Genomic DNA, 26935 nt, shown 5'->3' on the forward strand with positions numbered 1-26935 from the left:
ACCGTGTGCTGCCATGGATGGCAGCACACGAGCCTACATGGACGTACTTGCGGCGGGTCCCGATACCCCACCCGCGTCGTCCCAAACCCTCATCACCCGGGCACCCGCGCAGTTGCCGTTGCCGTTGATGTCAACGCTGGAATCGAACCCGAAAACAGCCAAAAACCACGGACGAATATCGCCCAACTACACATCACCAAGATGATCAAACAACCCCGGCTGGCGCACCACCTCCCGCTCCCGGAAGCCCCCCAACCCAACCCCCACCAACCGATACCGCGTCTCCAACGGCAACGCCACCCGCGCCCGCAACCCCAACGCAATATCGCGCAGTTCCTCCAACGAATCCGGCGGCGACTCCGGCGTAAAACTCCGCGTAATGATCCGGAACTGCGACGTCTTCAACTTCAACACCACCGTATGTCCCACCCGGTCCGTCTTGCGCGTCGCCAGCCATGTCTTCTCCGCCAACTGCACGATCGCCGGCGCCAGATCCTCCAACAACAGATCCTCGGCGAACGTATCCTCCGACGAAATCGACTGCACCGGCTGATCCGGCTCCACCGGCCGCTCATCCACACCGCGCGCACGATTGAACAACCGCCCACCAAACGTCCCGAACCGCGCCTCCAGTTCCTCCAGCGGCAGCGCACGCAGATCGCCGACCGTCGCAATCCCGAGCTCGGCCAGCTTCGCCGCCATCACCTTGCCCACGCCCGGCACCCGGTTCACCGGCAGCGGCGTCAGGAACTGCTCGATGCGATGCGGCGGCACCACGAACTGCCCATCCGGCTTGCGCCAATCCGACGCGATCTTCGCCAGGAACTTGTTCGGTGCGATCCCCGCCGAGGCCGTCAACTGCGTCTCTTCACGAATCTGCGCGCGGATGATCTGCGCGATCTCCGTCGCCACCGTCATTCCGCCCTTGTGCTCGGTCACGTCCAGATACGCCTCATCCAGCGACAACGGCTCCACCAGATCCGTATGCCGCAGGAAAATCTCGCGCACCTGGCGTGACACTGCCTTGTAGCGCGCGAAATCCGGCGGCACGAATACCGCATCCGGGCACAGCCGCTCCGCGCGCACTGCAGGCATTGCCGAGCGCACGCCGAACACCCGCGCCTCGTAGGACGCCGCGCACACTACCGAGCGCATTCCCCGCCACGCCACCACCACCGGTTTGCCCCGCAGCGAAGGGTCGTCACGCTGCTCCACGGACGCGTAAAACGCATCCATGTCGACGTGAATGATCTTGCGGGGGCGGGACACGGGCGTTGGCACTCGAATTCAGATGAACAAGATTACAGCCACACGCCGCAGTATGGTTGTTGGATAACAACAACATGCGTTTTTGAACCTGAAAACACTACGGCGGCGTACGGTTAAAACGTTTGATTGAATCACTTTTTCTCATGCACTCTTGAACACTTGCTTCATGCAAGAGCAGTCGACCTGTGGTCGGCTCACCCGATGACAACTTCCTCAGGATTGCGTTTTCCATGACTCGTCTCAACGCGTTCTCGCGCGACCAGCTGCTGGCCAGCGCCCGCGGTGAACTGTTCGGCCCGGGCAGCGGCCGCCTGCCCAATGATCCGATGCTGATGTTCGATCGCATCACCGATATCCGCGAGGACGGCGGTCCCCATGGCAAAGGCATGGTACGCGCGGAACTGGATATCCGCCCTGACCTGTGGTTCTTCGACTGTCACTTCCTCGGCGACCCGGTCATGCCCGGCTGCCTTGGTCTGGATGCCATGTGGCAGCTGACCGGCTTCTTCCTCACCTGGATCGGTGCGCCCGGCCGTGGCCGCGCCCTCGGCTGCGGTGAAGTGAAGTTCACCGGCCAGGTGCTGCCGAGCGCCAAGCGCGTCACCTACGAAATCGACATCTCGCGCGTCATCAACCGCAAGCTGGTGATGGCCCAGTCCGACGCCCGCATGCTGGTGGACGGTCGCGAAATCTACTCTGCCAAAGACCTGCGTGTAGGTCTGTTCACTTCCACTGAGAACTTCTGATGCGTCGCGTCGTCATTACCGGAATGGGCATCACCTCGTGCCTGGGCAACGATCTGGACACCGTGTCCTCCGCACTGCGTGAAGGCCGTGCCGGCATCCGTCATCTGCCCGATCACGCCGAGGCCGGCCTGCGCAGCCACGTCGGCGGCAACATCGAGCTGGACCTGGATGCGCAGATCGACCGCAAGGTGAAGCGCTTCATGAGCGATGCCTCGGCGTATGCGTACATCGCCATGCGCGATGCGATCGCCGATGCCGGCCTGGACGAGGCGCAGGTCGCCAACCCGCGTACCGGCCTGATCGCCGGTTCCGGTGGTGGCTCCAGCCAGTGGCAGGTGGAATCGGCCGACATCCTGCGCGCCCGTGGCGTGCGCAAGGTCGGCCCGTACATGGTGCCGCGCACGATGTGCTCCACCGTGTCGGCGTGCCTGGCCACGGCGTTCCAGATCAAGGGCCTGAGCTACTCGCTGTCGGCCGCCTGCGCCACCTCCGCGCATTGCATCGGCGCTGCCGCGGATCTGATCCGTCATGGCGCGCAGAATGTGATGTTCGCCGGTGGCGGTGAAGACCTGCACTGGTCGATGAGCGTGATGTTCGATGCGATGGGTGCCCTGTCGACCCGCTTCAACGACACGCCCGCCTCGGCCTCGCGCCCGTACGACAAGGACCGCGATGGCTTCGTCATCGCCGGTGGCGGCGGCATGCTGGTGCTGGAAGACTACGACCACGCCGTGGCCCGTGGTGCACGCATCTACGCCGAGCTGGTCGGTTACGGCGTCACCTCCGACGGTGCCGACATGGTTGCCCCGTCCGGTGAAGGCGCCGTGCGCTGCATGAACATGGCGATGGAGCACCTCACCGGCCCGATCGACTACCTCAACACGCATGGCACTTCGACCCCGCTGGGCGACGTCACCGAGTTGAAGGCCGTGCGCGAAGTGTTCGGCGAGAACATTCCGCCGCTGTCCTCGACCAAGGCGCTGTCCGGCCACTCGCTGGGTGCGGCAAGCGTGCACGAAGCGATCTACTGCCTGCTGATGATGCGCGACGGCTTCATCGCCGGTTCGGCCAACATCGGCGAGCTGGATCCGCTGGTGGAAGGCTTCCCGATCGTGCAGCAGACCCAGCCGGCACAGCTGAACACCGTCATGTCCAACAGCTTCGGCTTTGGCGGCACGAATGCGGCGCTGGTATTCAGCCGCATCTGATTGCAGCCAGCATGCGCATGAAAAAGCCCGGCCATGTGCCGGGCTTTTTCGTGGTGAAGCCGAGTATCGGCTCGGGCCGCGAGACATTACCGCACGCCTGTCACCGGCAACAGCGGCATCAACAATGCCCGTGCATCCAGCAGCGAATCCACGATGCGATGCCCCAGCGCGCGCAGCTCGTCATCCGGATGCACCAGGTCCGGCACCTGGATCGCGGTCATCCCCGCACCCACCGCCGCGCGGATGCCTGCCGGAGAATCCTCCAGCGCCAGACAGCGCGCCGGATCCTTGCCCAGCTTCTGCGCCGCCAGCAGGTAAATGTCCGGGGCCGGCTTGGGATGCGCGACATCGCTGCTGGTCACCACCACCTCGAAGAACGGCAGCAGACCCGCGGCGGCCAGCTTGCGCGATGCGCGTGGCTGACGTGTCGAGGTCGCCACCGCACGCGCAACGCCGTGATCGTGCAGCAGCTGCAGGATCTCCAGGATGCCGGGACGCAGCGGCAGCCCCTGCTGCGTGCGTGCCTCATACAGGTCATGGCAACGCGCGAACAACGCGGCCACCTGCTCGGCCGTCACCGTCTGCAGCAGCAGACGCTCGCAGTCACGATCACCAAGCCCGACCATGCGCAGCCAGAAGCCGTCCGGAAACGGCAGCCCCAGCTCCTGCGCCGCCTGCGACCAGCACGCGATCGACACCCGCTCGCTGTCGATCATCAGGCCGTCCATGTCGAAGATGACGGCGTCGGGCAGGAACGGCAGCGCAGGGAAAGCACTCATGGCACGTTGAACAGCGTCTCCAGATCAGCCGCATCCAGCATGCGCCACTCACCTTCCGGCAGTTCGCCCAGCGAGAGCCCACCGATGCGGCTGCGGTGCAGCGCCTCGACGTGGTTGCCGACCGCCGCGAACATGCGGCGTGCCTGGTGGTAGCGACCCTCGTGCAGCACCAGTTGCGCCAGGCGCGGACCGTTCACGTGCAGCTCGGCCGGCAGCAGCGGCTTGTCGTCCGATTCCAGCAGCAGCCCGCCGCTGGCGAAGCGCGCGGTTTCATCGCCACGCAGGTCTTCGGCCAGGGTGACCTCGTAGGTCTTGTCCAGGCGCGACTTCGGCGACACTATCCGGTGCAGCAGCGCGCCATCGTCGGTCATCAGCAGCAGGCCGCTGGTGTCGCGATCCAGGCGGCCCACCGAGGACAGCACCGGTGCACGCTCACGGTAACGCGGCGGCAGCAGGTCGTAGATCAGCCGGCCCTTGTCCTTGGTCGAACAGGTGTAGCCGCGCGGCTTGTGCAGCATCAGGGTCAGGCCCTGGGGCGGGTCCAGCGGCTCGCCTTCGACCCGGATCGCGTCATGCGAAACCGCGTCATCGGCGTACAGCACCTCGCCCTCGGCATCGGTGATCAGGCCGGCGCGGAACATGCCCTGCACCTGCTTGCGGCTGCCGTAGCCCAGGTTGGCCAACAGCTTGACCAGCTTCATGCGCGGCCTCCGCGGCCCCACTTCGGCTCGGTGCTGCGCGGCGTGCGGACCGGCGTGGCGCTCTTGCTGGCCTTGGTCGCTTCGATCAGCTTGAAGCCATCGCGCTCGGCCGCCACGCGGACCTGGCCGAAGCTCTCGTTGAGGATCTGCTCGTAAGGCAGATGGCGGTTGGCCACCAGCCACATCCGGCCGCCCGGGCGCAGCGCCTGCGCGGCCACGGCGATGAAGCGCTGGCCGATGTCGGGGCGATCAGCGCGCGAGGGCGTATGGAACGGCGGATTGGTGACGATGAAGTCGTACTCGCCCTCGATCCCGGCAGTGACGTCCTGCCAGTGATAGGCCAGCGCCACCGGCTTGCCGAGCGCGGCGAGGTTCTCGCGGGCCAGCGCCAGCGCGCGGCCTTCGGCCTCGTACAGGTCCAGCGCGGTCACGTTGGGGCAGCGTGCCAGCACCTCGGCGGACAGATAGCCGAAGCCGGCGCCCAGATCGGCCCCCCGGCCGGCCAGATCGGCCGGCAGCTGCTCGACCAGCAGCGCCGAGGCCGGGTCGATGCGGTCCCAGGCGAAGATGCCCGGGCGGCTCTGGAAGCGGCCGCCAAGGATCGCGCGCGGCGCATCCAGCGATGCCCAGCGCTGCGCCAGCGCGGCGTCGTGCTGGCCGTTGAGCGGCGCAGTCCAGTAGGCACGGCAGTGGTTCTTGGTCAGCTTGCCGCCGAGACCGGCCAGCTGCTGCAGATCGCCTTCGCCGGAGCGGGCGCCTTCGTTGTTGTGCTGGCAGGCCACCACGATCCCGCCCGGGGCGGTCAGGGCCAGCGCGCGGGCGAACAGCGCCTTGGCTTCCTCGCGCTGGCGCGGCGGCAGTACCAGTACCAGGGCGTAGCGGGTGGCATCACCGGCCAGCTGCTGCTCGTCACGCACGGTCCAGCCGCTGGCTTCCAGGGCATCGGCAAACGGGCGGAAGCTCTGCTCGCAGACCAGCTGCGACGGCTGGGCGTGCTCGCGCAGCGGTGCGCCATCGCGGGCGCGCAGGAACAGCACGGGGCCGGCCGGCCAGGACAGCACGCCACTGGCGAACGGCAGGAACAGGGTTTCCAGGGGAGCGTCGTGCTGGGCAGCCATGCGGAGGGCACATCTTGAAAAGAGGCCGCCATTCTACCGGTTCGCCCCGCCAGCCCCGGATTTGCGTTTATTCAACGTCCTGTTGATGCCCTGACAACACCCGAACCGGCAGGGTGGAGCCTCACTTCAAGTGGAGATGGCTCATGCGTGCATTGTTTGTCGGTGGCGTAGTCGACAACAGCGAGATGGACATGGAGGGGAGCCAGCCACCGGTGCACTATCCCGAAGACACCGGCGGCGGCCATTCCCGCTACCGCCTGCATCAGATCGGCAAAACCTCGGATGGCAACGTGGCGTATGCCGTCTATGGCGCCCCGGACCTCGCCGATGAAGAGGTGGCCCGGATTGCAGATGAACGGGCCTACGCGCGCCGTTTCGAGGCCGAACCCAGCGAATTTACCCACTGAGCCCAACCCCACCGCGCTGCCCGCCGCGATCACTCGCGGTAGGGCAGCTGCCGGATCGCCTTGATCTGATCCAGCCACACCAGGTGCTGATGCGCCGGGGCATCCAGATCGTCCAGCCGCAGCTGACCATTGCTGCCTTCATTTTCCTCGGCATCGCGATACTGCTGCAGCGTGGGCTGTACCGCCACGGTACCCAGCAGGCGGCTGCCATCTTCCAGCGTGAGTTCCACCTGGGTCTGCCCGTGCAGCTGCGGCAGCAGCGCTTCCAGGGCCGCGATGGCGTCCGGGTGGGTGTGGATGCGGGGGGCATAACGGGACATGGCAACTCCTGTGGCGTTCACCCCAGTGTGCCGCGAGCGACGTCAACACGCCGCCAACGCAGGCTCCGTCAGTGCGGGCCGCCGAGCACGCCGCGTACCGCCGCCACCAGTTGTGCGACCGAATACGGTTTGGCCACGTGCTCCTGGAAGCCGGACGCCAGTGCCCGCTTGCGGTCATCGGCACGGGCCAGTGCGGTCACGGCAACGGCCGGTAGGGCGTCTGCTTCGACCCCCATGTTGTCGCGCAGCGTGCGCACTAGACCGTAACCATCCATGCCCGGCATGCCGATATCGGTCAGCAGCGCATCGATGCCTTCGTGCCCTATCTCGTTGAGCAGGGCCAGCGCCTCACCCGCCGAGGAGGCCGTGGTGACCGAGGCGCCCTGCTCTTCCAGCAGGCGGCGCAGGTATTCGAGTACTTCGGGTTGGTCCTCAACCGCCAGCAGGTGCAGGCCCTTGAGCGGGTATGGCTCGATGATCTGCTCGGGGATGGGGCCACTGAAGACCTCGCGCAGCGGCCGGCCATCGGCCTGCGGCTGGTAGCGCGGCAGGCGCACGGTAAACGTGGACCCGTGTCCCTGCCCTTCGCTGCTGGCCGCCACGCCGCCGCCATGCAACTCCACCAGTTGCTGCACGATCGCCAGTCCCAGACCCAGCCCGCCATGCCGTCGGGTGGTGGTTCCATCGGCCTGCCGGAAGCGACTGAACAGATGACGCAGGAACTCCGGGGCGATGCCATCCCCGGAATCGCTGACGCTGATCGACCAGTGCCCACCGTCTGCCGCCAGGGTCAGCACCACGCGCCCCTCGGCCGGGGTGAACTTGATGGCGTTGGAGAGCAGGTTCCACAACACCTGCTGCAGGCGCGTGGCGTCGCCGAGTACCAGACACGGCTCCTCGGGCATCACCAGCACCATGCTCAGCGCTTTGCCTTCGGCAACCAGCTCCTGGGCGCGCATGGCCTGCTCCAGCTGGCTGCGCAGATCGAGCATTTCCACTTCCAGCTGCACCTTGCCCAACAACATGCTGCTCAGATCCAGCATGTCCGAGATGAGCCGCTTCTGCGCCATCGCACTGCTGGCGATCACGCCCAGGCCCTTGTACATCGGGCTGCTGTTGTCGATGCGCTGGAGCAGCAGTTCGCTCCAGCCCAGAATGGTGGTCAGTGGCGTGCGCAACTCGTGCGAGAGCGTCGCCAGGAATTCGTCTTTCAGGCGCGCCATGTTCTCGGCGGCACTGCGCGCGGCACGCTCGGACTGCAGCAGTTCTTCGCGCGCCATTTCGATTTCGCGACGCTCGGTGACATCCGGGCTGCTGCCGGCCAGACCAATGAACCGCCCCATGCGCGAGAACCGCGGGCGGGCGTTCATTTCCAGCCAGCGCCACTGGCCATCGGCACGACGGCCGCGCACCAAGGCGTGCATGGAGCGCTGCGATTTCAACGATTCCTGCAGTTCGTAGTCGAAGACCGAGGCATCATCGGGGTGCACCAGGCCGCGCCAGACATCGTCGGGCACGCGCTGCTCGTCACCGCCGAAGAACTCGCTGAAGGCGCTGTTGACGAAGCGCGAATGGCCGCGCTCGTCCAGCACCCAGACCGGCATCGGCAGGCCATCGGCCAGCGCGCTGAATCGCGCCTCGCTCTCGGCCAGTTCCACTTCGATGTGCTTGCGGTGGGTGATGTCGAAAAACACCACGGCCACCAGATGCTCGTCCGGCTCGCCGACGCTGACCGCTTCCACCGAGTACCAGCGGCCCAACGCGCGCGCTTCCATTTCGAACTGTCTAGCCTGCCCGCTCAGCGCCACCTCGCCGTAGGTGCGGTACCAGTCCGTCTCATGCCCCGGCTGCAGACTGCTCATCCGCTGACCGCACGCATTGTCGAGCCCGGTGTTGCGCGCGAACGCCTCGTTGACCTCCACGAAACGGTAATCCACACCCACGCCGGCGTCGTCGAAGATCACCTCGATGATGCAGAACCCCGCATTCAGGCGTTCAAGTACCGTGCGATACAGAGCCGGATCCGGCGATGAAGCCAGGAAGGAGGCGCGTTCCAACGTTGTAGTGGGCAGGCTGGACAAGGGGGGCAATGGGGCAACTGGCGAAACAGAGGGACACAGGATCAGCCAACGCGCGTATTCGCAGTGTCAAGCGCGGACGGTCCCGGAGGGTGCGGCCTGGATGAATTGGCGCCAACCGCAGCAGCCGAGCATACACGCGTGGATTGTGAGCCACCCGGATCGGGATCACACTGAGGGCCTGATCCCACCCGTGATCGCGACGCAGGAGTTGTCATGAACCGTACCTCCCTGATCGCCGGGGCGTTGGCCGGGCTGCTGCTGATGGGCAGTGCCGCGGCCGCCCCGCGCACCGTGACCGACCCGCAGGCACCCCGGTCCCTCCAGACGGACGGCCCGGTCCAGGTCACGTGGACCGACCCGGCCCAGTTCACCGAGATCCGCCAGAGCAACAACCGCTTCGAGGCCGAGCGCGGCGACTGGGTGCAGCAGCTGGCCAAGTATGTGCGGACCACGGCGAGCAAGCAGCTGCAGCCCGGCCAGACCCTGCAGGTGACCTTCACCGACATCAAGCGCGCCGGGGACTACGAGCCGTGGCACGGCCCGCGGGCCAACGACATCCGGGTCATGCGCGATATCTACCCGCCGCGCGTGACCCTGACCTACACCCTGAAGGATGCGCAGGGCCAGGTGATCGGTGAAGGCGAGCGCAAGCTGCAGGACACCGGCTACCTGCACAGCATCGGGCGGCAGAGCGACACCGATCCGCTGCGTTATGAGAAGCGCCTGCTGGAGGATTGGATCCGGCGCGATCTGCGCAATGAGGCCACGGCCAGCACCTGAGCCATCCCTCAGCCCGCGTATTCGCGCACCACCCGCTTCACACCGCAGGGCAGCTGATACGCGCTGACCCCACACAGCGGTGCAAGCGCCTCGATGCGCGGGGCATCGCCCCACAGCGTCACCGTGCTGCCGATGCCGGCCTGTGGCAGGTGGGTCAGGTCCACGGTGAGCATGTCCATCGAGACCCTACCGATCACGATGCCGGGCTGACCATCGATGCGGACCGGGGTGCCGTTCGGCGCGAACTGCGGATAGCCATCGGCATAGCCGAGCGCGACCACGCCAACCCGGGTCGGCCGCTGGGCGACAAAGCGCGCGCCATAGCCGACCGGCTCGCCCACCGCGATGTCGCGCACGGCGAAGATTTTCGAGCGCATGGTCATCACCGGGCGCAGGCGCTCGGTCAGCGCGGTATGCGCCGGCATCGGGTTGATCCCGTACAGCATCAGGCCCGGGCGTACCCAGTCGCTGCGCACGTCCGGCCAGCCCAGCAGCGCCGGCGAATTGCACACACTGGTCTGCCCGGCCAGGCCCTCGATGGCGGCGGCGAACACATCGGCCTGCTCGCGGGTGCGCGGGCTGTCCAGCTCGTCGGCACGCGCCATATGGGTCATCAGCACCATCGGCCCGACATGCGCCAGGGCGCTGAGGGTGGCATGCGCGGCGCGGAACGCGTCCGGCCACAGGCCCAGCCGGTGCATGCCGCTGTCCAGTTTCAACCACACGTGAAGCGTGGCGGTGGTCTGGAACGCGGCAACCGCCTCCGCCTGCCACGGCGCGCCCACCGCGAACCACAGATCGTGCTCGACGATCAGCGGCAGTTCTTCGGCATCGAAGAAGCCTTCCAGCAGCAGGATCGGACCGGTGATGCCGGCCTGGCGCAGTTCCAGCGCTTCCTCGATGCAGGCCACGCCGAAAGCATCGGCCTCGGCCTGCAGCGCGCGCGCGCATCGCACTGCACCGTGCCCGTAGGCATCGGCCTTGATCACGGCAACGGCCTTGCCGCCCCCCAGTTCGCGCGCCAGCCGGTAATTGCTGCGCAGCGCGTCCAGATCAATCAACGCACGGGCTGGGCGCATGAACTCGGCTCACGGTGACGGACGGATGCGGCGTGGTGGCTGTAACGGAAGATATCCAGGCCTTCGGTGCTGATCTGCGGCTGGCGGGCATCCATCAGGTCGGCCAGGTAGCGGCCGGAGCCGCAGGCCATGGTCCAGCCCAGGGTGCCGTGGCCGGTATTGAGGAACAGGTTGCGGTACGGCGTGGCGCCGACCACCGGGGTGCCATCCGGCGTGGCCGGGCGCAGGCCGGTCCAGAACTCGGCGCGCGACAGATCACCGCCCTCCGGGTACAGATCGCGCACCACCTTCTCCAGTGTGGCGCGGCGGCGCGGCGAGAGGGACAGGTCGAACCCGCCCACTTCGGCCATGCCACCCACGCGGATGCGGTCGTCAAAGCGGGTCACGGCCACCTTGTAGCTTTCATCCAGGATGGTGGAGGTCGGGGCCATCGCCGGGTTGGTGATCGGCAGCGTCAGCGAGTAGCCCTTGAGCGGGTACACCGGGAGCTGCATGCCCAGCGGGGCGACCAGCGACGGCGAGTAGCTGCCCAGCGCGACCACATAGTGATCGGCGGTTTCCAGCTTGCCATCGATGCGCACACCGGTGATGCGGTCACCCTCGCTCTGCAGGCCGGCGATGTCCTGATCGAAGCGGAATTCGACCCCGGCATCGACGCACATCTGCGCCAGGCGACGGGTGAACAGCTGGCAGTCGCCAGTCTGGTCACGCGGCAGGCGCAGCGCACCGACCAGCGTGTCGGCCACGCCGGCCAGCGCCGGTTCGTGGGCGATGATGCCGTCGCGGTCGAGCACTTCGTACGGCACGCCGTACTGGGCCAGCACTTCGATGTCCTGCGCGGAGGCATCCAGCTGCTGCTGGGTGCGGAACAGCTGGGTGGTGCCGAGGTCGCGACCTTCGAATTCGATGCCGGTCTCGCGGCGCAGCTCGTTCAAGCAGTCGCGGCTGTACTCGGACATGCGCACCATGCGCGCCTTGTTGATCGCGTAGCGCTCATGCGTGCAGTTGCGCAGCATCTGCGCCAGCCAGCGGTACTGGTGCCAGTCCAGGCCCGGGCGGATCGCCAACGGCGCGTGCTCGGAGAACAGCCACTTGACCGCCTTGAGCGGCACGCCCGGGGCGGCCCACGGCGAGGTATAGCCGAACGACAGCTGGCCGGCATTGGCGAAACTGGTTTCCAGCGCCGGGCCCGGCTGACGGTCGACAACCGTGACTTCAAACCCGGCCTGCCGCAGATACCAGGCACTGGTCGTGCCGATCACACCGCTGCCAAGGACTAGAACGCGCATGACACCTCTCCAACCCGATCATTCCCTGCGCAGGAGCACGCCGGGACCATAATTGAGGAAGTATAGTCAGCCCAAACCAATCATTTCGCCTGTTTTTAGGCCTTAAGGCAGGGTATTGTCCTGCAAACCACCTTGAGAGGCTGACGCCGATGGCCGTGCGTGCCCGCGAACTGGACAAGATCGACCGCAAGATCCTGCGCATCCTGCAGGTGGAGGGTCGGATTTCCTTCACCGAACTCGGCGAGCGGGTCGGGCTGTCGACCACCCCCTGTACCGAGCGCGTGCGCCGGCTGGAGCGCGACGGGGCGATCACCGGCTACTACGCCAAGCTCGATCCGCATTACCTCAAGGCCAGCCTGCTGGTGTTCGTGGAGATCAGTCTGGCCTACAAGTCCGGCGACATCTTCGAGGAGTTCCGGCGTGCGGCACTGAAGCTGCCCAACGTGCTGGAGTGTCATCTGGTCTCGGGCGATTTCGACTACCTGCTCAAAGCGCGCATCAGCGAGATGGCCTCCTACCGCAAGCTGCTCGGCAGCACCCTGCTGACCCTGCCGCACGTGCGCGAATCCAAGAGTTACATCGTGATGGAAGAGGTCAAGGAAACCCTGACCCTGCCGATTCCGGATTGATCACGCTGCCTGGCTGAAACGCAAAAGGCGGCGCGCAGGTGCGCACCGCCTTCGTTCATTGCGTCAAGCGCATCAGCGCTGCTGTTTCTGGTCCTGATGCTTCTGGTCCTGCTGCTTGCCGCCCTTTTGATTCTGCTGGTCCCACTGCTGCTGGTTCTGCTGGCCGGGCTTCTGGTTCTGTTGCTGACTGCCCTGCTGCTCCTGCGGCATCTTGCCGGGACTGCGGTTCTGCTGGTTAGCCATGATTGCACTCTTCTTGAAAACCTCGGGGATGCGCTGGGTTGCGGCGCACGCACAGGGTCCCGCCGATCCGGTTAATCACAGGCGAAAAAACGGTGAGCCGGCGCGTTGACGACGATGACTGCGCCCACTGGATGTAAACCATTCATGTGGGCACAGGCCGCGCCTCGCCGCTTACGGTTTGATCTGCTGCCCGTCGGCGCTGGGAAGCGAATCGTAGTAACGCCCCGTGCGGGTATCGAGCACGCGGTTCGGGCCCACCTGTTTGACCCCCGGAAGGATCCGGCCGTGGCGATCGTAGACCTTGCCCTGCACGGCTGGCCCCTGCATCGGCGCAGGCTGCGAGGGACCTTTGCTCTGGATCGGGTGCGTGCGCAGCTGCTGCTGGGTCTGCGTGGACGACTTCACCGGCGCCATCTGGCCAGAGAGGCTGTCGGCCGGTGCCGGCTGCACCGGCGTGGGCAGCGGTACGGGCGTCGGTTGGGGCGTGACGACCGGGCGCGTCGCGGTCGGCTTGGGCGGCGGACCGATCTGCGCACCTGCCGCCAGGGGCAGCAGTGCCAGCAGGGCCGCGGCGAGGCGTCGTGAACGGTACATGGCGATCTCCGGGCAGCGGTTCAGGCCTTCACCATGCACCGGCACGGGTATCAGCACGATGAACGGTGCCGGGTTGGAACACGCCACGCCCGGCCCTATGTAGAGAGTCTCCCTGCGAGGACTGCCCATGACCGCTTTCGACCTCTCCCCACCCAGTGATGCCCAGCGCCAGACCCTGATTGCTGGCCTCAGTGCCGATGAGCAGCGCGTGCTGCTGCACCACGGCACCGAAGCGCCGTTCTGCGGGGTGTTCCTGGACAACAAGCAGGACGGGGTCTACGGCTGTCGGCTGTGCGGCCTGCCGCTGTTCCGTTCCAGCACCAAGTTCGACTCTGGCACGGGCTGGCCGAGCTTCTTCGCACCCTTCGATCCGGCTCATGTGCGCGAGATCCGGGACGCCAGCCACGGCATGATCCGCACCGAGATCGTCTGCGCACGCTGTGACAGCCATCTCGGCCATGTGTTCCCGGACGGTCCCCCGCCGACCCACGAACGCCACTGCCTCAACTCGGTGTCACTGTCGTTCACGCCCAACGGTCAGCCCTATCCGGACCCGCTGCAGCGCGGCGGCGCAGAGGCAGCGCCCGCTGCCTGAATTCGCGAAAGTGTGACATTGAGCGAACGCTCCCCTTCAGAAAAGGGGTGAACGGGCCGACATGGAGGTATCCCCTCCCCGCGTCGGCCCCATGCTCATCATCGTTGGTTTCCTCGTCGTCATCCTCAGCGTGCTCGGTGGTTACGTGGGCGCGCACGGCAAACTCGGCGCGCTGTGGCAGCCGTACGAGCTGGTCATCATCGGCGGCGCGGCGCTGGGCGCGTTCCTGGTGGGCACGCCGATCAAAACCGTGAAGCAGACCCTGCAGGCCAGCGTCGGCGTGTTCAAGGGCCCGGCCTACAAGCAGCAGGACTACATCGACGTCCTGAGCCTGCTGTACGAACTGCTCAACAAGGCCCGCCGCGAAGGCTTCATGGCGTTGGAAGACCACGTCGAGCGCCCGGCCGAAAGCAGCATCTTCGCCAATTACCCCAAGGTGCAGGCCGACCACCATCTGGTCGACTTCATCACCGACTGCCTGCGCCTGATGATCGGCAGCAACATCGAGCCGCACGAGCTGGAGCCGCTGCTGGAGATGGAGCTGGAAAAGCACCACGCTGAAGCAATGCAGCCGTCGGCCGTGCTCAACAAGGTCTCCGACGGCCTGCCCGGTTTCGGCATCGTGGCCGCGGTGCTGGGCATCGTGATCACCATGGGCTCGATCGGCGGTGAGATCGCCGAGATCGGTGCCCACGTGGCCGGCGCGCTGGTCGGTACCTTCCTGGGCATCCTGCTGGCCTACGGCTTCGTCAGCCCGCTGGCCGCCGCCGTGGAAGCCCGCGCCGAGCAGGACAGCCGCATCTACGAGTCGGTCAAGACCGCGCTGCTGGCCTGCCTGCGCGGCTACAACCCGAAGATCGCGCTGGAATTCGCCCGCAAGACCCTGCCGTCGAATGTTCGCCCGGGCTTCAGCGAGTTCGAAGCGCACCTCAAGACGGTCAAGTAAGGCACCGCCATGGCCGAGAACAAACCCACCGTCATCGTCCGCCGGGTCAAGAAGGCCGGCCACGCCGCGCACCATGGCGGTGCCTGGAAGGTGGCCTACGCCGACTTCGTCACCGCGATGATGGCCTTCTTCCTGGTGCTGTGGCTGCTGGCTGCCACCACCAAGCCCGAACGGGCGGCCATTTCCGAGTATTTCCGCAACCCCAGCCCGCTGGTCGGGCAGAGTGCGACCTCCGCCCCCGGCATGGCCGGCCCGGGCGGTGCGAGCACCTCGATGATCAAGCTGGGCGGCGCCACCGATATCTCGCGCGGCAACAGCAACGACCCCTTCCAGAACCAGCAGGCCGCCAAGCCGGTGCCGCAGACCGACCGCGAGCGGGAGAAGCAGCAGCTGGAGGCACTCAAGCAGGAACTGGAAGAGGCCATCAGCAAGAGCCAGGCGCTGGAGCCGTTCAAGGACCAGCTGCTGCTGGATCTCACCCCGGAAGGCCTGCGCATCCAGATCGTGGACAAGCAGAACCGGCCGATGTTCGACATGGGCAGCGCCACGCTCAAGCCCTACACGCGCGAAATCCTGCGTGAGCTGTCGCAGTTCATCAACCACGTGCCGAACCGGATCAGCATCACCGGCCACACCGATACCACCGCGTACAACGCCGTGCATGGCTACAGCAACTGGGAGCTCAGCGCCGACCGCGCCAACGCCGCCCGGCGTGCCCTGCTCGACGGTGGCATGACCGAAGACAAGGTGACCCGCGTGGTCGGCCTGTCCTCCTCGGTGCTGTTCGACAAGGCGCAGCCGGACAATCCGATCAACCGCCGGATCAGCATCGTGGTGATGACCAAGGCCGCTGAAGCCGCTGCGCTGGCCGGGGCCGGGCAGGAAGTGGCGCTGTCGCCGACCGCGGCCGATGCGGATATCCAGGCAGCACTGGCGCCGGCTGTCGCGCCCTGAGGGGCGCTGTGGCGGGAGCTGCGGGGATAATTCAGCGAATCCGTGGAGCCGGCCAGCGGCCGGCACTACAATGGGTCTTCCCTTTTGTAGATAGACGGCACTCATGTCCAAGCAGTCCAAGGCCAAGCGCGACAAGCGCAAGAAGCAGCAGCCCAAGCGTCCGATCAACCGCCTCAACGCCCAGCAGCCGGTGCAGAACCATGCCGTGCTGACCAACGAGGAAGGCCAGGTCGTCGCTGCGATCGGCCTGCAGGGCACCGAGTGGCTGCTGGCCATCGGCGGCCAGACCATGGGCAACGCTGACAATCCAGTGCCGATGCTGGCCATGCTCAAGCACTTGTCCAACGTCCAGGAAAAGGAAGGCCGCAAGGTCAACCTGGAATATTCGACCCAGCTGCAGCAGCTGATCGATGACCTGGCCGCTGACGAGGGCAAGACTGCCGACGAGTATCTGTCGCAGCTGGTCTCCGAGTTCGAAGGTGTGGAAGGCGAAGGTGACGACGAGGCCGAAGACGCCGGGATCGTGACCGACGCTGCCGCCGAAGCCACGACCGATGCACCGGCCGCTGCCGAGCCGGCCCCGGCCGCCAGCGACGACAAGCCGCAGGCCTGAGCCACGGCCACCCGGTGACGGTCTATATCGACGATGCGGTACACCCCTGGCGCGGCGAGCGCTGGGCGCATCTGATGGCCGACACCCTGCCCGAGCTGCACGCCATGGCGGCGCAGCTCGGGATTCCACGGCGGGCATTCCAGAACCGCCGAAGCGGCGCGCACTACGACGTGCCCGCCCCGTTGCGCCTGCAGGCGATCGCCTTGGGCGCACAGGCCATCTCACGGCATACGGACCGCGAACTGGTCAAAGCTGTCATCGCCAACGCGCGTGGGCAGTACCTGCCATAGGCGTAGGTGCCGACCATTGGCCGGCACACGCAGACGCCAATTACGCCATCAGAACGGATCGCTGCCCGGCCGCACTTCCACGCCCAGCAGCGAGCACAGCGCCAGCATCGCGTCGTCATCGCGGTTGAGCGCCATCCAGCCGGCCAGGGTGTCATTGCCGGTATCCACGCTCCACAGCGCGTAGTTGTGCTCGCGAAGGCGGTCATGGGCCGTGGCCATCAGCATCGGGGCATCCACCTCGGCGGCGAAATCCTCATCGTCGAGGTCACCGCCCCAGTCGATCTGCAGGTTCCAGCGCGCGGACAGCTCGTTGACCGCCGACATCAGCGCATCGGCATCGCCGCGCTCCACCTCGAAGCCGGACTGCCAGGCGATCGCGGCCATCATCGGCGGCAGCCAGTCGGCGTCCTCATCGATGCCCTCGCCGCTTTCCAGCAGCGCCTCGCGCCAGCGGTTGAACTGCTGAAGCGCCAGTTCCTCATCGCCCGGGTTGATCAGCACGAACAGATTCCAGATCCGCGCCTCGAAATCGTCTTCGTCGAAATCGCGTTCCTCTTCTTCGAAGTCGAAGTAATCGCTGTTGTCGGGCATGGCCGGTATTCCTGGAGACAGGGGCGCATTCTGCCGTGCAAGGGCGTTGGCAGGAAGCGAAATTCGGCGCGGGGCCCGCTGCGGTTTATCCTGTACGGCAGAAGGCGGCCTTGGTGGTCGTCAGCATCCTGTGACCATGAGCGATACCCCTCCCGATCACCTGGCGATCAACCCGACCAGCCCCTTCCACGATGCCGCTGCGCTGGAGCGCGGCGTGGGCATCCGTTTCAACGATGTCGAACGCGACAATGTTGAAGAGTATTCGGTCAGCGAAGGCTGGATCCGGGTGCAGGCCGGCAAGGCCCGCGACCGTCGCGGCAACCCGATGACGATCAAGATCAAGGGCACCGTGGTGGCCTATTTCCTGGATCAGAAGCCGGACGCCTGATCCACGTGTGCCGGCGGCGCCTGATCCACGTGTGCCGGGGTAGAGCCACCCCATGGGTGGCTGCCCTTCGTCCCCGACGCGTGGGTTTCAATGGGTCCGCGCAGCCACCCATGGGGTGGCTCTACCCGTGACACGGTGCGACCTCAATCGCGTTGCCGCGTCTCCAGCAGATCCAGATTGCGGATCAGCCGGCGCGAGATCTCGTCGGAGATCTTGCCGCGCCGGGTCAGGCGGAACAGTTCTTCGCGCTCGGCGGTGAGCCCGGCGGTGCGCAGTTGGCGGTAGCCCTGCTCCATCCGCTTGACCTTGTCCGGATCGGCATCCGGCCCCGCTTCCTTCTCCAGATTGCGCTGGTACAGCAGGCTCACCCGCGAGGCAGCGTCGTTGTAGAGCTGCACGTTCTCGGTGGTCTGGTTCTGCACCAGCTGCTGGCGCGTGCGCTCCACACCGGCCAGCGCGGCCTTGGCGGCCAGCTTGCGGGCCAGGTCTTCTTCCTTGCGCTCGCCCGAATCGGCCGGCAGCTCCAGCCCTTTGAGCAGGCGCGGCAGCGCGATACTGGCCCCGACCAGCGAGAACAGGATCACCGCCGCGGCCAGGAAAATCACCAGATCGCGTGCCGGGAAGGCACTGCCATCGGGCAGGAACAGCGGCAGGGTCAGCACGCCGGCCAGGGTGATCGCACCGCGCACACCCGCCACCGAGGTCGCAACCACGATCCGCCAGGACGTGCCCTGCCGGGCCTCGCCACGATGCCGGGCGCGCAGCAGGCTCCAGCGCAGCGACAGCCACACCCAGGCCAAACGCAGCAGCACCAGCGCCACGTTGATCACCACCACGTAGACCAGCAGCCACCAGGCGCTGTGGTGCCCGCTCTCACTGACCGTCTTGATCGCGCGCTCCACGATGCCCGGCAGCTGCTCGCCGAGCAGCACGAACATGATGCCGTTGAAGCTGAACTGCAGCATGTTCCAGACTGCCGTGCGTTGCACGCGCATGCTGCCCGAGACCCGGCCGGTCAACTCCACATAGCTCATCGTGATGCCGGCGGCGACCGCCGCGAGAATGCCCGAGGCATTGAGTTCTTCGGCCAGCAGGTAGGCCGCGAAGGGAATCAGCAGGTTGACCAGCAGCGCAGCGCCCGGCTCCTCGCCGAAACGCCGCCACAGCCAGCGCTGGAAGGTGGAGACGCCCAGCGTCACCGCCACGCCGATGGCCAGCCCGGCCACGGCCACCCACAGGAAGGTGAGCGAAGCCGTCGCCAGCGAGAACGAGCCGGTCATCACCGCGGCCACTGCGAAGCGGAAGCAGACCAGGCCGGAAGCATCGTTGAGCAGCGACTCGCCTTCCAGGATGTGCATCAGCCGCTTGGGGATGGGCGCGCGTGAGGCGATCGAACTCACCGCCACCGGATCGGTCGGCGAAATGATCGCCGCCAGCGCGAACGCCACCGCCAGCGGCATCACCGGGATCATCCAGTGGATCAGGAAACCGGCACCGATCACGGTGAACACCACCAGCCCGAAGGCCAGTTCCAGGATCACGCCTTTATCGCGGAACAGGCCCTGCTTGGGGATGCGCCAGCCATCCAGAAACAGCAGCGGCGGCAGGAACAGCAGGAAGAACATCTCCGGCTCGAGCGCGTGGCCGCGGTTGAACACCCCGGCAATGACCGCGCCCAGCCCGATCTGCACCAACGGCAGCGGCAACGACAACGGCAATACGCGGACCAGGTAGCCGCTGGCGACCACCGCCACCAGCATCGCCAGGACGACTTCAATGGTATGCATGCATTTTCCAGTAAGCAGCGCGGGGGAGGCTGCGGGCAGCCGGCGCCGGAAACAGGAAAAAACGTACCACACGTGCGCCGCCACGCGAACGCGCGGCGCATGCCAGGCTCAGTTCGCGGACAGCCCTTGCGCGTCGGCGCCGTCGAAGCGATAGATGTCCATCGCCAAGAACCCGGCATCGATGCCGGCATCGATACGCTGCGCGCCGAGCGCATCGCCACCGGCCGCGCCCATTGCGAAGTGCAGCGGCTGCAGGTGCTCGTCGCTGGGGTGTGCCTGCGCCGCGTGCGGGGCCTGACGGCGATAGTCCAGCAAGGCGGCGCTGTCATCGGCCTGCAGGCGCTGCTCCACCCACTCGATGAAGGGCCGCACATACGGCGCCTCCTTGCCGTCCGGGTAGCTGCGCCAGTCGTGCAGGTTGTGGGTGATGCTGCCCGAGCCGATCAACAGCACGCCCTGCTCGCGCAGCGGTGCCAGCGCGCGACCCAGCGCGAACTGATGGGCAGGCCCGAGCAGTGGCTGGATCGCCAGCGGCACGACCGGGATCTCCGCCCGCGGATACAGGAACCGCAACGGCACCCAGGCACCGTGGTCGAGACCACGCTGCGGATCGATCGCGGTCGGCAGTCCGGCCGCGGTCAGCCGCTGTGCGATCTCCTGCGCCAGCGCAGGCTCGCCCGGTGCCGGATACTGCAGATCGAACAGCGCCTGCGGGAATCCACCGAAATCATGGACGGTCGGCGGCTGCGCATGCCCGCCCACCACCGGCTGATGGGTCAGCCAGTGCGCGGAGGCCATCACGATCGCGCGCGGTCGCGGCAGACGCGCCGCCAGGGCCGCCAGGCGCTCGCCGACCAGACCGGGGTTGAGCGCGGTCATCGGCGAACCGTGGGAGATGTACAGCGAGGGCAAGCGGGACATCATGGACTCCAGTAACGCTACGACGGCCCTGAGCGTATTGCGTGCAGCTCTGCCAATAAATACGATGCATCGACGCTGTTTATTTCGGAAATAGAAACAATGGACACTCTGGATGCCATGCGTGTGTTTGTCGCCGTGGTCGAGCGCAACGGCTTCAGCGCCGCCGCGCAGGCCCTGGACCTGTCCACGGCGGGAGTGACCCGGCAGATCGCCGCGCTGGAAAAGCGCCTGTCGACCCGGTTGCTCAACCGTACGACCCGCCGCGTGAGCCCCACGAGCACGGGTGCGGCCTATTACGCCGAGTGCGTGCGGTTGCTGGCTGAGTTCGATGCGCTGGAAGCCGGCATCAGCGCGCAGGCATTGGAGCCCTCGGGGCGGCTGCGCATCAACGCGCCGGTCAGCTACGGCATCGCCCGGCTGGGTCCGCTGCTGGCCGGGTATCGTGCACGCTACCCGCAGGTGGAGCTCGATCTGTCGCTGTCCGACCGTCTGGTGGACATGGTCGAAGAAGGCTACGACGTGGCGATCCGCATCACACGTCAGCCCAACCCGGCACTGATCGCGCGCAAGCTGGCCGACGCGCAGATCAGCCTGTGCGCGGCGCCCGCGTATCTCGATGCCCATGGCCGCCCGCAGCAGCCTGAAGATCTGTCCGCACACGAGTGCCTGAGCTACAGCTACTGGGCCGGTGGCGATGCGTGGCCGCTGCAGGGGCCGCGCGGGGAGGTCTCCGTCCCGGTGCGGGGCAGTGTCCGCGCCAATAATGGCGATGTGCTGCGCGAGGCGGCGATTGCCGGCATGGGCATCATCCTTCAGCCTGATTTCCTGGTCGCCGATGCGCTCGCCGATGGCCGGCTGGAACGCGTGCTGCCCGAGTGGGCGGTGCCCGGCATCGGCATCCATGCGGTGTACACCAGCCGCAGCCATCTGGCACCGAAGGTGCGCAGTTTCATTGATTACCTGGTGGAGGCACTGGGCGGATGACGCCCGGCGAGGGCCGGGCAGTGCCCAGTATCACGCCTCCACCGCATCCAGCTGCGCGATCACCTTGGCCAACGGCATCGGCCGACCCAGCAGATAGCCTTGTACCTGGTCACAGCCATGCGCGGCCAGCCACTGATGCTGGCCCGGGGTTTCCACGCCTTCGGCGATGATGGTCAAACCCATGCTGTGACCCAGCGACAACAGTGCGCGGCAGATCGAGGCATTGCGCGGATTGGTTTCCACGTCGGCCACGAAGCTGCGGTCGATTTTGAGGATGTCCAGCGGCAGGTGCTGCAGGTAGGACATGTTCGAATAGCCCGTGCCGAAGTCATCCAGCGAGATGCAGATGCCCTGCTCATGCAGGCGCTGCATGGTCTGCTTGGCCTGGCCGGGCTTGCGCATCAGGCTGCTCTCGGTGAGCTCGACCTGCAGCGCACCACGGGCCAATCCGAACTCCTGGCTGGCGCGGGTGAACTCGGCCACCAGGTCACTGTTGAAGAACTGCACCGCCGAAACATTCACCGCGATCGGCAGGTCCCAGCCCGCATCGACCAGCTGCCGCTGTGCCTGCGCCGCGGAGCGGATCACCCATCGGCCCAGCGCGAGGATCAGGCCGGTGTCTTCGCACAGCTGGATGAACTCACCCGGCGGAATGAAGCTGCCGTCAGCCTGTGGCCAGCGCAGCAAGGCCTCCAGCGCGGCCGGACTGCTGTCGGCTGCATGGCAGATCGGTTGGTAGTACAGCTCGAACTCGGTATCGATGGCGCTGTGGATGCGCCCGGCCAGGCGCAGCCGTTCGGCCAGGCGCGAGCTCACCGTGTTGTCGTACCACGCGATCACGTTGCCCTCGTCGCGTGCGGCGTGCGCGGCCTGCGCAGCCATGCCGATCACCTGTTCGGCCGTGTTGGCATCGCCCTCGAACTTCACGGCAACGCCGATACGCGGCTCGAACTGATGCAGCCAATCCTGCCCGCGGACCGGTTCGGACACGGTCTGCACCAACGTATCCAGCGCCGTCTGCCGTTGATGATCGTCGCGAATGGCGAAGATGAAATCCTCGGCCGGCTGGAATGCCAGCAGGCCGTAGCGCACGCCGAGGCCGCCCAGCCGTTTGGCCATCGCCTGCAGCACCACATCCCCCACCTCGCGGCCCAGCGTATCGGAGACCAGCTGCAACCCGCGGAACTGCACGTAGGCGATCGTGTAGGCACCGCCCTCCTCGTCCAGCTGCGCGGCCAGCGCGCGGGTGTTGAGCAGACCGGTCGCCGGATTGTGGGTCGCGTGATACGCCAGATCGCGCTCGTAGGCCATCCGCTCGCTGACGTCCTCGGCCAGCACCAGGCACGCCTGGCGCCCATCGAAATCCAGCCGCGCCAGATGCGCGCGGACCTCGAAGATCGTGCCGTCCTTGCGCTGGTGCAGGCGGACCTGCGCATCCACATCGCCGATCCGTGCCAGCGCGATGGCGCCCCGGATTTCCTCCCAGCCTTCGCGCGGGCGGATATCCAGGATGCTCATCGACAGGAACTCGTCACGGCTGTAGCCGTACTGGCGCACCGCGGCTTCGTTGACCTCCAGGAAGCGCAGCGTGTCCGGATCGAACACCCAGAACGGCGCCGGATTACGGTCGAACAGCAGGCGGAACTGACGCTCGGCCTGCTGCGCCCGGGCCAGCGCGTCCACCCGTTCGCTGACGTCGGTCAGTGCGCCGATCATGCGGCGTTCGCGATCCACCACGGCCACCCGCTGGCCCCGCGCGGAGACCCAACGGATCGTGCCGCCGGCCAGTACGAGGCGGAACGTTTCATCCAGCACGCCATTGCCGGCAAACGCCGCATCGAAGGCCACCTGCATGCGCGCAGTGTCGTCATGGTGGATGCGGGCGAAGAAATCGGCGACCGGCAGGCTGTCGATCTGCACATCGAAGATCTCCCGCGCTAACGGCGACCAGCGCAGCAGGCAGGCATCCTCGTCGACATACCAGGTGCAGACCCTGCCCACCTGGTGCGCCATGTGCAGCTCGGCATGGCCGGTGCGCAGTTCCTCGGTCAGGCTGTCCTGGTCGCGGGTGGCCCGGCGCAGGCTGACGTACACCGCCCCGAACAACATCCAGTACAGCAGATACACCCCGACCGAGGCCTGCACGTAGGGCCACCAGGCCGCCAGCACGTCGCGCCGCCCCAGCCCCGCATAGACCGCAAGCGGATACTGCGCCAGGGTGCTCAGGCTGGAAATGCGCTCCACGCCATCCACACCGCTGGTCTCGGTGCCGAGCGGCGTCAACGCGTCACGCCGCAGCATGTCGCGCTTGGTCAGGCCGAAGCGCTGCCCCACCACCCCGACGGGGTCCGGGCTGCGTGCCAACACATAGCCGTAGCGGTCGGTGATCGAAACCACCCCGCTCTCGCCGGTGTCCATGCCGCTGATGATCGAATGCAGCTCGTCGGTGCGCAGGCGCGCCAGCAGCCAGCGGTCCTCGCCCATGCGTAGCGCCAGCGGGAGCACCCAGCGTGAGGCGTCCTGTGCCTGTGGCGGGCCGAGGTACAACTGGCTGCTGCTGCCGCGATTGTCCTCCACCGCCCATAGCGGCAGCTGCAGATCGCCGCTGCCACTGGTCAGCGCGCGCCCGTGTTGGTCGGCCACCACGATGCTGTGCAGCTCGGCATGCCGCTGCAGCACGCCGCTGATGGCGTCGTCGAGCAGATCCGGCGCCTGCGCCGGTACCCGCCGGAACAGCAGCGCGCCGTCTTCTGCGATGCCCTGCATGGCCCGCTCCAGATTGCGCAGCTCCAGCCGCAGCAGGCGCTGGGCCCCGGTCGCCAGCGCCGAGCTCTGCCGCTGCGCCGCTTCCTGTCGGCGCTGGTAATCGTTGGTCAGCATCGCCACCAGCCCAATCGCCAGCAGCACGCCCAGGGAAACCCCCAGGCACACGATCGTGCGCAATGGCCGTGCCATGGCACGGCTCAACACGGGCACCGCAACGCTCTCGTACACCGACGGGCTGATTTCATCTGTAGCGCTTCCTGGCTTCCCCAAACCTGAGCGGCCGACACCCGGGATTCTTGACGCTTCGATCTTCACACGGTCGCCAGTGACCCCCGTGCGAACCCCGGCCGGCCCAGCATGCACCAGCGCGCGCAGCACGGGAAGAGGACGACATGCCCGGCCGCGTTGACAAACCCGAGGCCCGCCACAACCGGCAGGCGAAGCCGCCGGAGCCGGCATAACCACGCACCCGGGACGGGATTAGACTTGGACGTTTCCGTTGCCGAGAAGCCCCATGTCCAAGCTGCGCCGCCCCACCCTGATGCTCGCCATCGCCGCCAGCCTGTCGCTGGGCCTGGCCGCCTGCGACCGCGAGGCCACCGCGCCGGCCGCAGCCGCGCCCGAAACCGCCCCGGCCGAACCGACCGCGCCCAAGCCGCAGCTGGGCAGCTTCGGTTTCGACGCCGCCGGCATGGACCGCAGCGTTGCCGCCGGCGATGACTTCTTTGGCTTCGCCAACGGTACCTGGGTCAAGAACACCGAGATTCCGGCCGACCGCTCCAGCTACGGCAGCTTCAACGTCATCTCAGAGAAAACCCTGGCCGACACCCGCGCCATTCTTGAAGGTGCCGCCGCCGATACCAAGGCCGAGGGCGAGACCAAGCTGATCGGTGACTACTACGCCGCCTTCATGGACGAGGCGGGCATCGAGTCGCGCGGCGCCGCCCCGGTCAAGCCGGCACTGGACGCCATCGCCGGGATTGGCGACAAGGCCGCGCTGGCCACCGCGCTGGGCGGCACCCTGCGTGCCGACGTGGACCTGCTCAACGCCACCAACTTCTACACCGACCGCCTGTTCGGCGTGTGGGTCTCGGTGGACCTGCTGCAGCCGGACCGCACCGCGCCGTACCTGGTGCAGGGTGGCCTGGGCCTGCCGGACCGCGACTTCTACCTGCAGGGCGGCCGCATGGCCGAGATCCGCAAGCAGTACCAGGCCTATATCGCCCAGGTGCTGCAGCTGGCCGGCGTCGCCGATCCGGCCGCCAAGGCGCAGCGCATCCTCGCGCTGGAGACCAAGATCGCCCAGGCGCACGCCACCCAGGAAGAAACCAACGATGTCGCCAAGGGCGCCAACGCCTGGAAGCAGGCCGACCTGAGCGCCAAGGCACCGGGCATGGACTGGAGCGCCTTCCTGGCGTCGGCCGGGCTGGATGCCCAGCAGGACTTCATCGTGTGGCAGCCCAAGGCCGTGGCCGGCATTTCGCGCCTGGTCGCCACCGAGCCGCTGGAGGTCTGGAAGGACTACCTGGCCTTCCATGCGCTGGACCGCGCTGCACCGTACCTGCCCAAGTCGTTCGCCGATGCGCGCTTCGCCTTCCACGGCACCACGCTCAACGGCACCCCGCAACAGAGCGAGCGCTGGAAGCGTGCGGTGGATGACAGCAACCATGCCGTCGGCGAAGCGATCGGCAAGTTGTATGTCGAGCGTCATTTCGACCCGGCCACCAAGGCGCGCGCGGATGAGATGGCCAAGAACATCATCGCCGCGTTCGCCAAGCGCATCGATGCGCTGGCGTGGATGTCGCCGCAGACCAAGGCGCGTGCGAAGGCCAAAGTGGATGGCCTGACCGTGGGCATGGGCTATCCGGACAAGTGGCGCGATTACACCGGTCTGGAGATCAAGCGCGATGACGCGCTGGGCAATGCCGAGCGTGCCGAGCTGTTCGAGTATCGCCGCAACATCGCCAAGCTGGGCAAGCCGGTCGACCACAGCGAGTGGGCGATGCTGCCGCAGACGATCAATGCGATGAACGTGCCGCTGGAAAACCGCCTGGTGTTCCCGGCCGCGATCCTGCAGCCGCCGTTCTTCGATGGTGCGGCCGATGATGCGGTGAATTACGGTGCGATCGGTGCGGTGATCGGTCATGAGATCAGCCACGGGTTCGACAATGCGGGTGCGTTGTTCGATGAGACGGGCAAGCTGCAGAACTGGTGGACGGCGGAAGATCTGAAGAAATTCGATGCGGCCGGTGATGCGTTGGCGGCGCAGTTCAGCAGCTACAGTCCGTTCCCGGGGGTGTCGGTGAATGGTCGGTTGACGCTGGGTGAGAACATTGCGGACGTGGCGGGTCTGTCGACGGCGTACGATGCGTATCAGTTGTCGTTGCAGGGCAAGCCGGGGCAGACGCTGGAGGGTTTTACGCCGGATCAGCGGTTCTTCCTGGGCTTTGCGCAGGCGTGGCGGAGCAAGGCGCGCGAGCAGGCGTTGCGTAATTCGCTGTTGACGAATGTGCATGCGCCGGGGCAGTTCCGTGCGTTGACGGTGCGCAATCTGGATGCGTGGTATCCGGCCTTCGAGGTGAAGGAGGGCCAGAAGCTGTATCTGGCGCCGGAGAAGCGGGTCAAGGTGTGGTGAGGCTTTTCATCGCGTTTTGCTGAGATGAAAGAACGGGCGCTTCGGCGCCCGTTTTTCTTTTCTTGCCCTGCAGAGCTGGAGAGCTGCAAAGCTGCAGAGCTGCAAAGCTGCAGAGCTGGAGCGGAGCAACGGCTGGGGTTTGCGTTTGCGCTGGTTTGGGCGGGCATGTGTGGGGGTGGGAGGACCCCCGCAAAAACAACAAATATAACTCCAAATAATCCA

28 protein-coding genes are annotated in these 26935 nt (G+C 66.5%); 13 read left to right on the forward strand and 15 right to left on the reverse strand.

Annotated elements, in window-relative coordinates; translation table 11 throughout:
- Positions 1 to 186: 186 nt before the first annotated feature.
- Positions 187 to 1269, reverse strand: a complete 1083-nt coding sequence (gene dinB / locus ABE464_RS18590) for a DNA polymerase IV (RefSeq protein ID WP_346473137.1) — start codon at positions 1267 to 1269, stop codon at positions 187 to 189.
- Between the two features lie 230 nt (positions 1270 to 1499).
- Between dinB and fabA the strand changes: the two genes are divergently transcribed.
- The gene (gene fabA, locus ABE464_RS18595) at positions 1500 to 2015 is read left to right on the forward strand and encodes a 3-hydroxyacyl-[acyl-carrier-protein] dehydratase FabA (RefSeq protein WP_070471641.1); all 516 of its coding nucleotides are present in this window, start codon (positions 1500 to 1502) and stop codon (positions 2013 to 2015) included.
- Complete coding sequence (fabB, locus tag ABE464_RS18600) at positions 2015 to 3223, forward strand: beta-ketoacyl-ACP synthase I (protein WP_346473138.1); 1209 nt, start codon at positions 2015 to 2017, stop codon at positions 3221 to 3223. Before fabA ends, fabB begins: the two co-directional genes overlap by 1 nt.
- A gap of 86 nt (positions 3224 to 3309) precedes the next feature.
- Here the strand turns inward: fabB and ABE464_RS18605 are convergent, their stop codons facing one another.
- From ABE464_RS18605 to ABE464_RS18615, 3 genes are read right to left on the reverse strand one after another with little or no spacing between them, the layout of a single operon-like run.
- Entirely contained in the window at positions 3310 to 4002 is a 693-nt protein-coding gene (locus ABE464_RS18605) for an HAD family phosphatase (RefSeq protein WP_346473139.1), read from the reverse strand.
- Entirely contained in the window at positions 3999 to 4703 is a 705-nt protein-coding gene (locus ABE464_RS18610) for a pseudouridine synthase (RefSeq protein WP_346473140.1), read from the reverse strand. Before ABE464_RS18610 ends, ABE464_RS18605 begins: the two co-directional genes overlap by 4 nt.
- A complete protein-coding gene (locus tag ABE464_RS18615) occupies positions 4700 to 5821 on the reverse strand; it encodes a class I SAM-dependent methyltransferase (RefSeq protein ID WP_346473141.1) in 1122 nt (373 codons plus the stop codon). Before ABE464_RS18615 ends, ABE464_RS18610 begins: the two co-directional genes overlap by 4 nt.
- Positions 5822 to 5964: 143 nt before the next feature.
- Between ABE464_RS18615 and ABE464_RS18620 the strand changes: the two genes are divergently transcribed.
- Entirely contained in the window at positions 5965 to 6228 is a 264-nt protein-coding gene (locus tag ABE464_RS18620) for a hypothetical protein (protein WP_259261720.1), read from the forward strand.
- Between the two features lie 29 nt (positions 6229 to 6257).
- Here ABE464_RS18620 and ABE464_RS18625 read toward each other — a convergent pair whose 3' ends face one another.
- Together ABE464_RS18625 and ABE464_RS18630 are read right to left on the reverse strand one after the other, a co-directional pair.
- Positions 6258 to 6548: a DUF3247 family protein gene (locus ABE464_RS18625; RefSeq protein WP_346473142.1), complete on the reverse strand. Its 291-nt coding sequence runs from the start codon at positions 6546 to 6548 to the stop codon at positions 6258 to 6260.
- Between the two features lie 68 nt (positions 6549 to 6616).
- On the reverse strand, positions 6617 to 8605 hold the full coding sequence (locus ABE464_RS18630) for an ATP-binding protein (RefSeq protein WP_346473143.1): 1989 nt from the start codon (positions 8603 to 8605) through the stop codon (positions 6617 to 6619).
- A 237-nt stretch (positions 8606 to 8842) separates the two neighbouring features.
- On the opposite strand from ABE464_RS18630, the gene ABE464_RS18635 reads away from it, so the two are divergent.
- Entirely contained in the window at positions 8843 to 9409 is a 567-nt protein-coding gene (locus ABE464_RS18635; RefSeq protein WP_346473144.1) for a DUF3016 domain-containing protein, read from the forward strand.
- A gap of 8 nt (positions 9410 to 9417) precedes the next feature.
- Here ABE464_RS18635 and alr read toward each other — a convergent pair whose 3' ends face one another.
- Entirely contained in the window at positions 9418 to 10488 is a 1071-nt protein-coding gene (gene alr / locus ABE464_RS18640) for an alanine racemase (protein ID WP_346473145.1), read from the reverse strand.
- Positions 10467 to 11777 (reverse strand): D-amino acid dehydrogenase, encoded by a 1311-nt coding sequence (locus tag ABE464_RS18645; RefSeq protein WP_346473146.1) that lies wholly within the window; start codon positions 11775 to 11777, stop codon positions 10467 to 10469. Before ABE464_RS18645 ends, alr begins: the two co-directional genes overlap by 22 nt.
- Positions 11778 to 11926: 149 nt before the next feature.
- Between ABE464_RS18645 and ABE464_RS18650 the strand changes: the two genes are divergently transcribed.
- Positions 11927 to 12406 carry an Lrp/AsnC ligand binding domain-containing protein gene (locus ABE464_RS18650; protein ID WP_123731291.1) on the forward strand — a complete coding sequence of 160 codons (480 nt, stop codon included), beginning with the start codon at positions 11927 to 11929 and terminating at the stop codon, positions 12404 to 12406.
- 72 nt (positions 12407 to 12478) lie between these two features.
- Here ABE464_RS18650 and ABE464_RS18655 read toward each other — a convergent pair whose 3' ends face one another.
- Complete coding sequence (locus tag ABE464_RS18655) at positions 12479 to 12649, reverse strand: lana protein (RefSeq protein ID WP_123731292.1); 171 nt, start codon at positions 12647 to 12649, stop codon at positions 12479 to 12481.
- A 171-nt stretch (positions 12650 to 12820) separates the two neighbouring features.
- The gene (locus ABE464_RS18660; protein WP_346473147.1) at positions 12821 to 13243 is read right to left on the reverse strand and encodes a classical arabinogalactan protein 4; all 423 of its coding nucleotides are present in this window, start codon (positions 13241 to 13243) and stop codon (positions 12821 to 12823) included.
- Positions 13244 to 13370: 127 nt separating this feature from the next.
- On the opposite strand from ABE464_RS18660, the gene msrB reads away from it, so the two are divergent.
- The 5 genes from msrB (at position 13371) to ABE464_RS18685 (ending at position 16641) form a co-directional block, all read left to right on the forward strand.
- Positions 13371 to 13838 (forward strand): peptide-methionine (R)-S-oxide reductase MsrB, encoded by a 468-nt coding sequence (msrB, locus tag ABE464_RS18665; RefSeq protein WP_346473148.1) that lies wholly within the window; start codon positions 13371 to 13373, stop codon positions 13836 to 13838.
- 91 nt (positions 13839 to 13929) lie between these two features.
- The gene (gene motA / locus ABE464_RS18670; protein ID WP_346473149.1) at positions 13930 to 14784 is read left to right on the forward strand and encodes a flagellar motor stator protein MotA; all 855 of its coding nucleotides are present in this window, start codon (positions 13930 to 13932) and stop codon (positions 14782 to 14784) included.
- Positions 14785 to 14793: 9 nt separating this feature from the next.
- On the forward strand, positions 14794 to 15738 hold the full coding sequence (gene motB, locus ABE464_RS18675; RefSeq protein ID WP_346473150.1) for a flagellar motor protein MotB: 945 nt from the start codon (positions 14794 to 14796) through the stop codon (positions 15736 to 15738).
- Between the two features lie 103 nt (positions 15739 to 15841).
- Positions 15842 to 16351 (forward strand): hypothetical protein, encoded by a 510-nt coding sequence (locus ABE464_RS18680; RefSeq protein ID WP_346473151.1) that lies wholly within the window; start codon positions 15842 to 15844, stop codon positions 16349 to 16351.
- A 14-nt stretch (positions 16352 to 16365) separates the two neighbouring features.
- A complete protein-coding gene (locus ABE464_RS18685; protein WP_346473152.1) occupies positions 16366 to 16641 on the forward strand; it encodes a DUF4031 domain-containing protein in 276 nt (91 codons plus the stop codon).
- A gap of 48 nt (positions 16642 to 16689) precedes the next feature.
- Here ABE464_RS18685 and ABE464_RS18690 read toward each other — a convergent pair whose 3' ends face one another.
- A complete protein-coding gene (locus tag ABE464_RS18690; protein ID WP_346473153.1) occupies positions 16690 to 17232 on the reverse strand; it encodes a hypothetical protein in 543 nt (180 codons plus the stop codon).
- Positions 17233 to 17368: 136 nt separating this feature from the next.
- On the opposite strand from ABE464_RS18690, the gene ABE464_RS18695 reads away from it, so the two are divergent.
- On the forward strand, positions 17369 to 17620 hold the full coding sequence (locus ABE464_RS18695; RefSeq protein ID WP_259261709.1) for a DUF3297 family protein: 252 nt from the start codon (positions 17369 to 17371) through the stop codon (positions 17618 to 17620).
- A 143-nt stretch (positions 17621 to 17763) separates the two neighbouring features.
- Here ABE464_RS18695 and ABE464_RS18700 read toward each other — a convergent pair whose 3' ends face one another.
- On the reverse strand, positions 17764 to 19407 hold the full coding sequence (locus tag ABE464_RS18700; RefSeq protein WP_346473154.1) for a Na+/H+ antiporter: 1644 nt from the start codon (positions 19405 to 19407) through the stop codon (positions 17764 to 17766).
- 108 nt (positions 19408 to 19515) lie between these two features.
- On the reverse strand, positions 19516 to 20328 hold the full coding sequence (locus tag ABE464_RS18705; RefSeq protein WP_346473155.1) for a class III extradiol ring-cleavage dioxygenase: 813 nt from the start codon (positions 20326 to 20328) through the stop codon (positions 19516 to 19518).
- Positions 20329 to 20427: 99 nt separating this feature from the next.
- Here ABE464_RS18705 and ABE464_RS18710 point away from each other — a divergent pair, with 99 nt between their 5' ends.
- A complete protein-coding gene (locus tag ABE464_RS18710; RefSeq protein WP_346473156.1) occupies positions 20428 to 21312 on the forward strand; it encodes a LysR family transcriptional regulator in 885 nt (294 codons plus the stop codon).
- A 30-nt stretch (positions 21313 to 21342) separates the two neighbouring features.
- On the opposite strand, the gene ABE464_RS18715 is transcribed toward ABE464_RS18710, so the two are convergent.
- Positions 21343 to 24267, reverse strand: a complete 2925-nt coding sequence (locus tag ABE464_RS18715) for an EAL domain-containing protein (protein WP_346473157.1) — start codon at positions 24265 to 24267, stop codon at positions 21343 to 21345.
- 325 nt (positions 24268 to 24592) lie between these two features.
- Here ABE464_RS18715 and ABE464_RS18720 point away from each other — a divergent pair, with 325 nt between their 5' ends.
- Entirely contained in the window at positions 24593 to 26713 is a 2121-nt protein-coding gene (locus tag ABE464_RS18720) for a M13 family metallopeptidase (protein ID WP_346473158.1), read from the forward strand.
- Here ABE464_RS18720 and ABE464_RS18725 read toward each other — a convergent pair.
- Positions 26700 to 26935: hypothetical protein (locus ABE464_RS18725; RefSeq protein ID WP_346473159.1), on the reverse strand; the 236-nt coding region annotated here is incomplete at its 5' end. The genes ABE464_RS18720 and ABE464_RS18725 overlap by 14 nt on opposite strands.

Origin of the sequence: Stenotrophomonas sp. TWI587 (assembly GCF_039674145.1) — a bacterium.
Lineage (GTDB): Bacteria > Pseudomonadota > Gammaproteobacteria > Xanthomonadales > Xanthomonadaceae > Stenotrophomonas > Stenotrophomonas maltophilia_AY.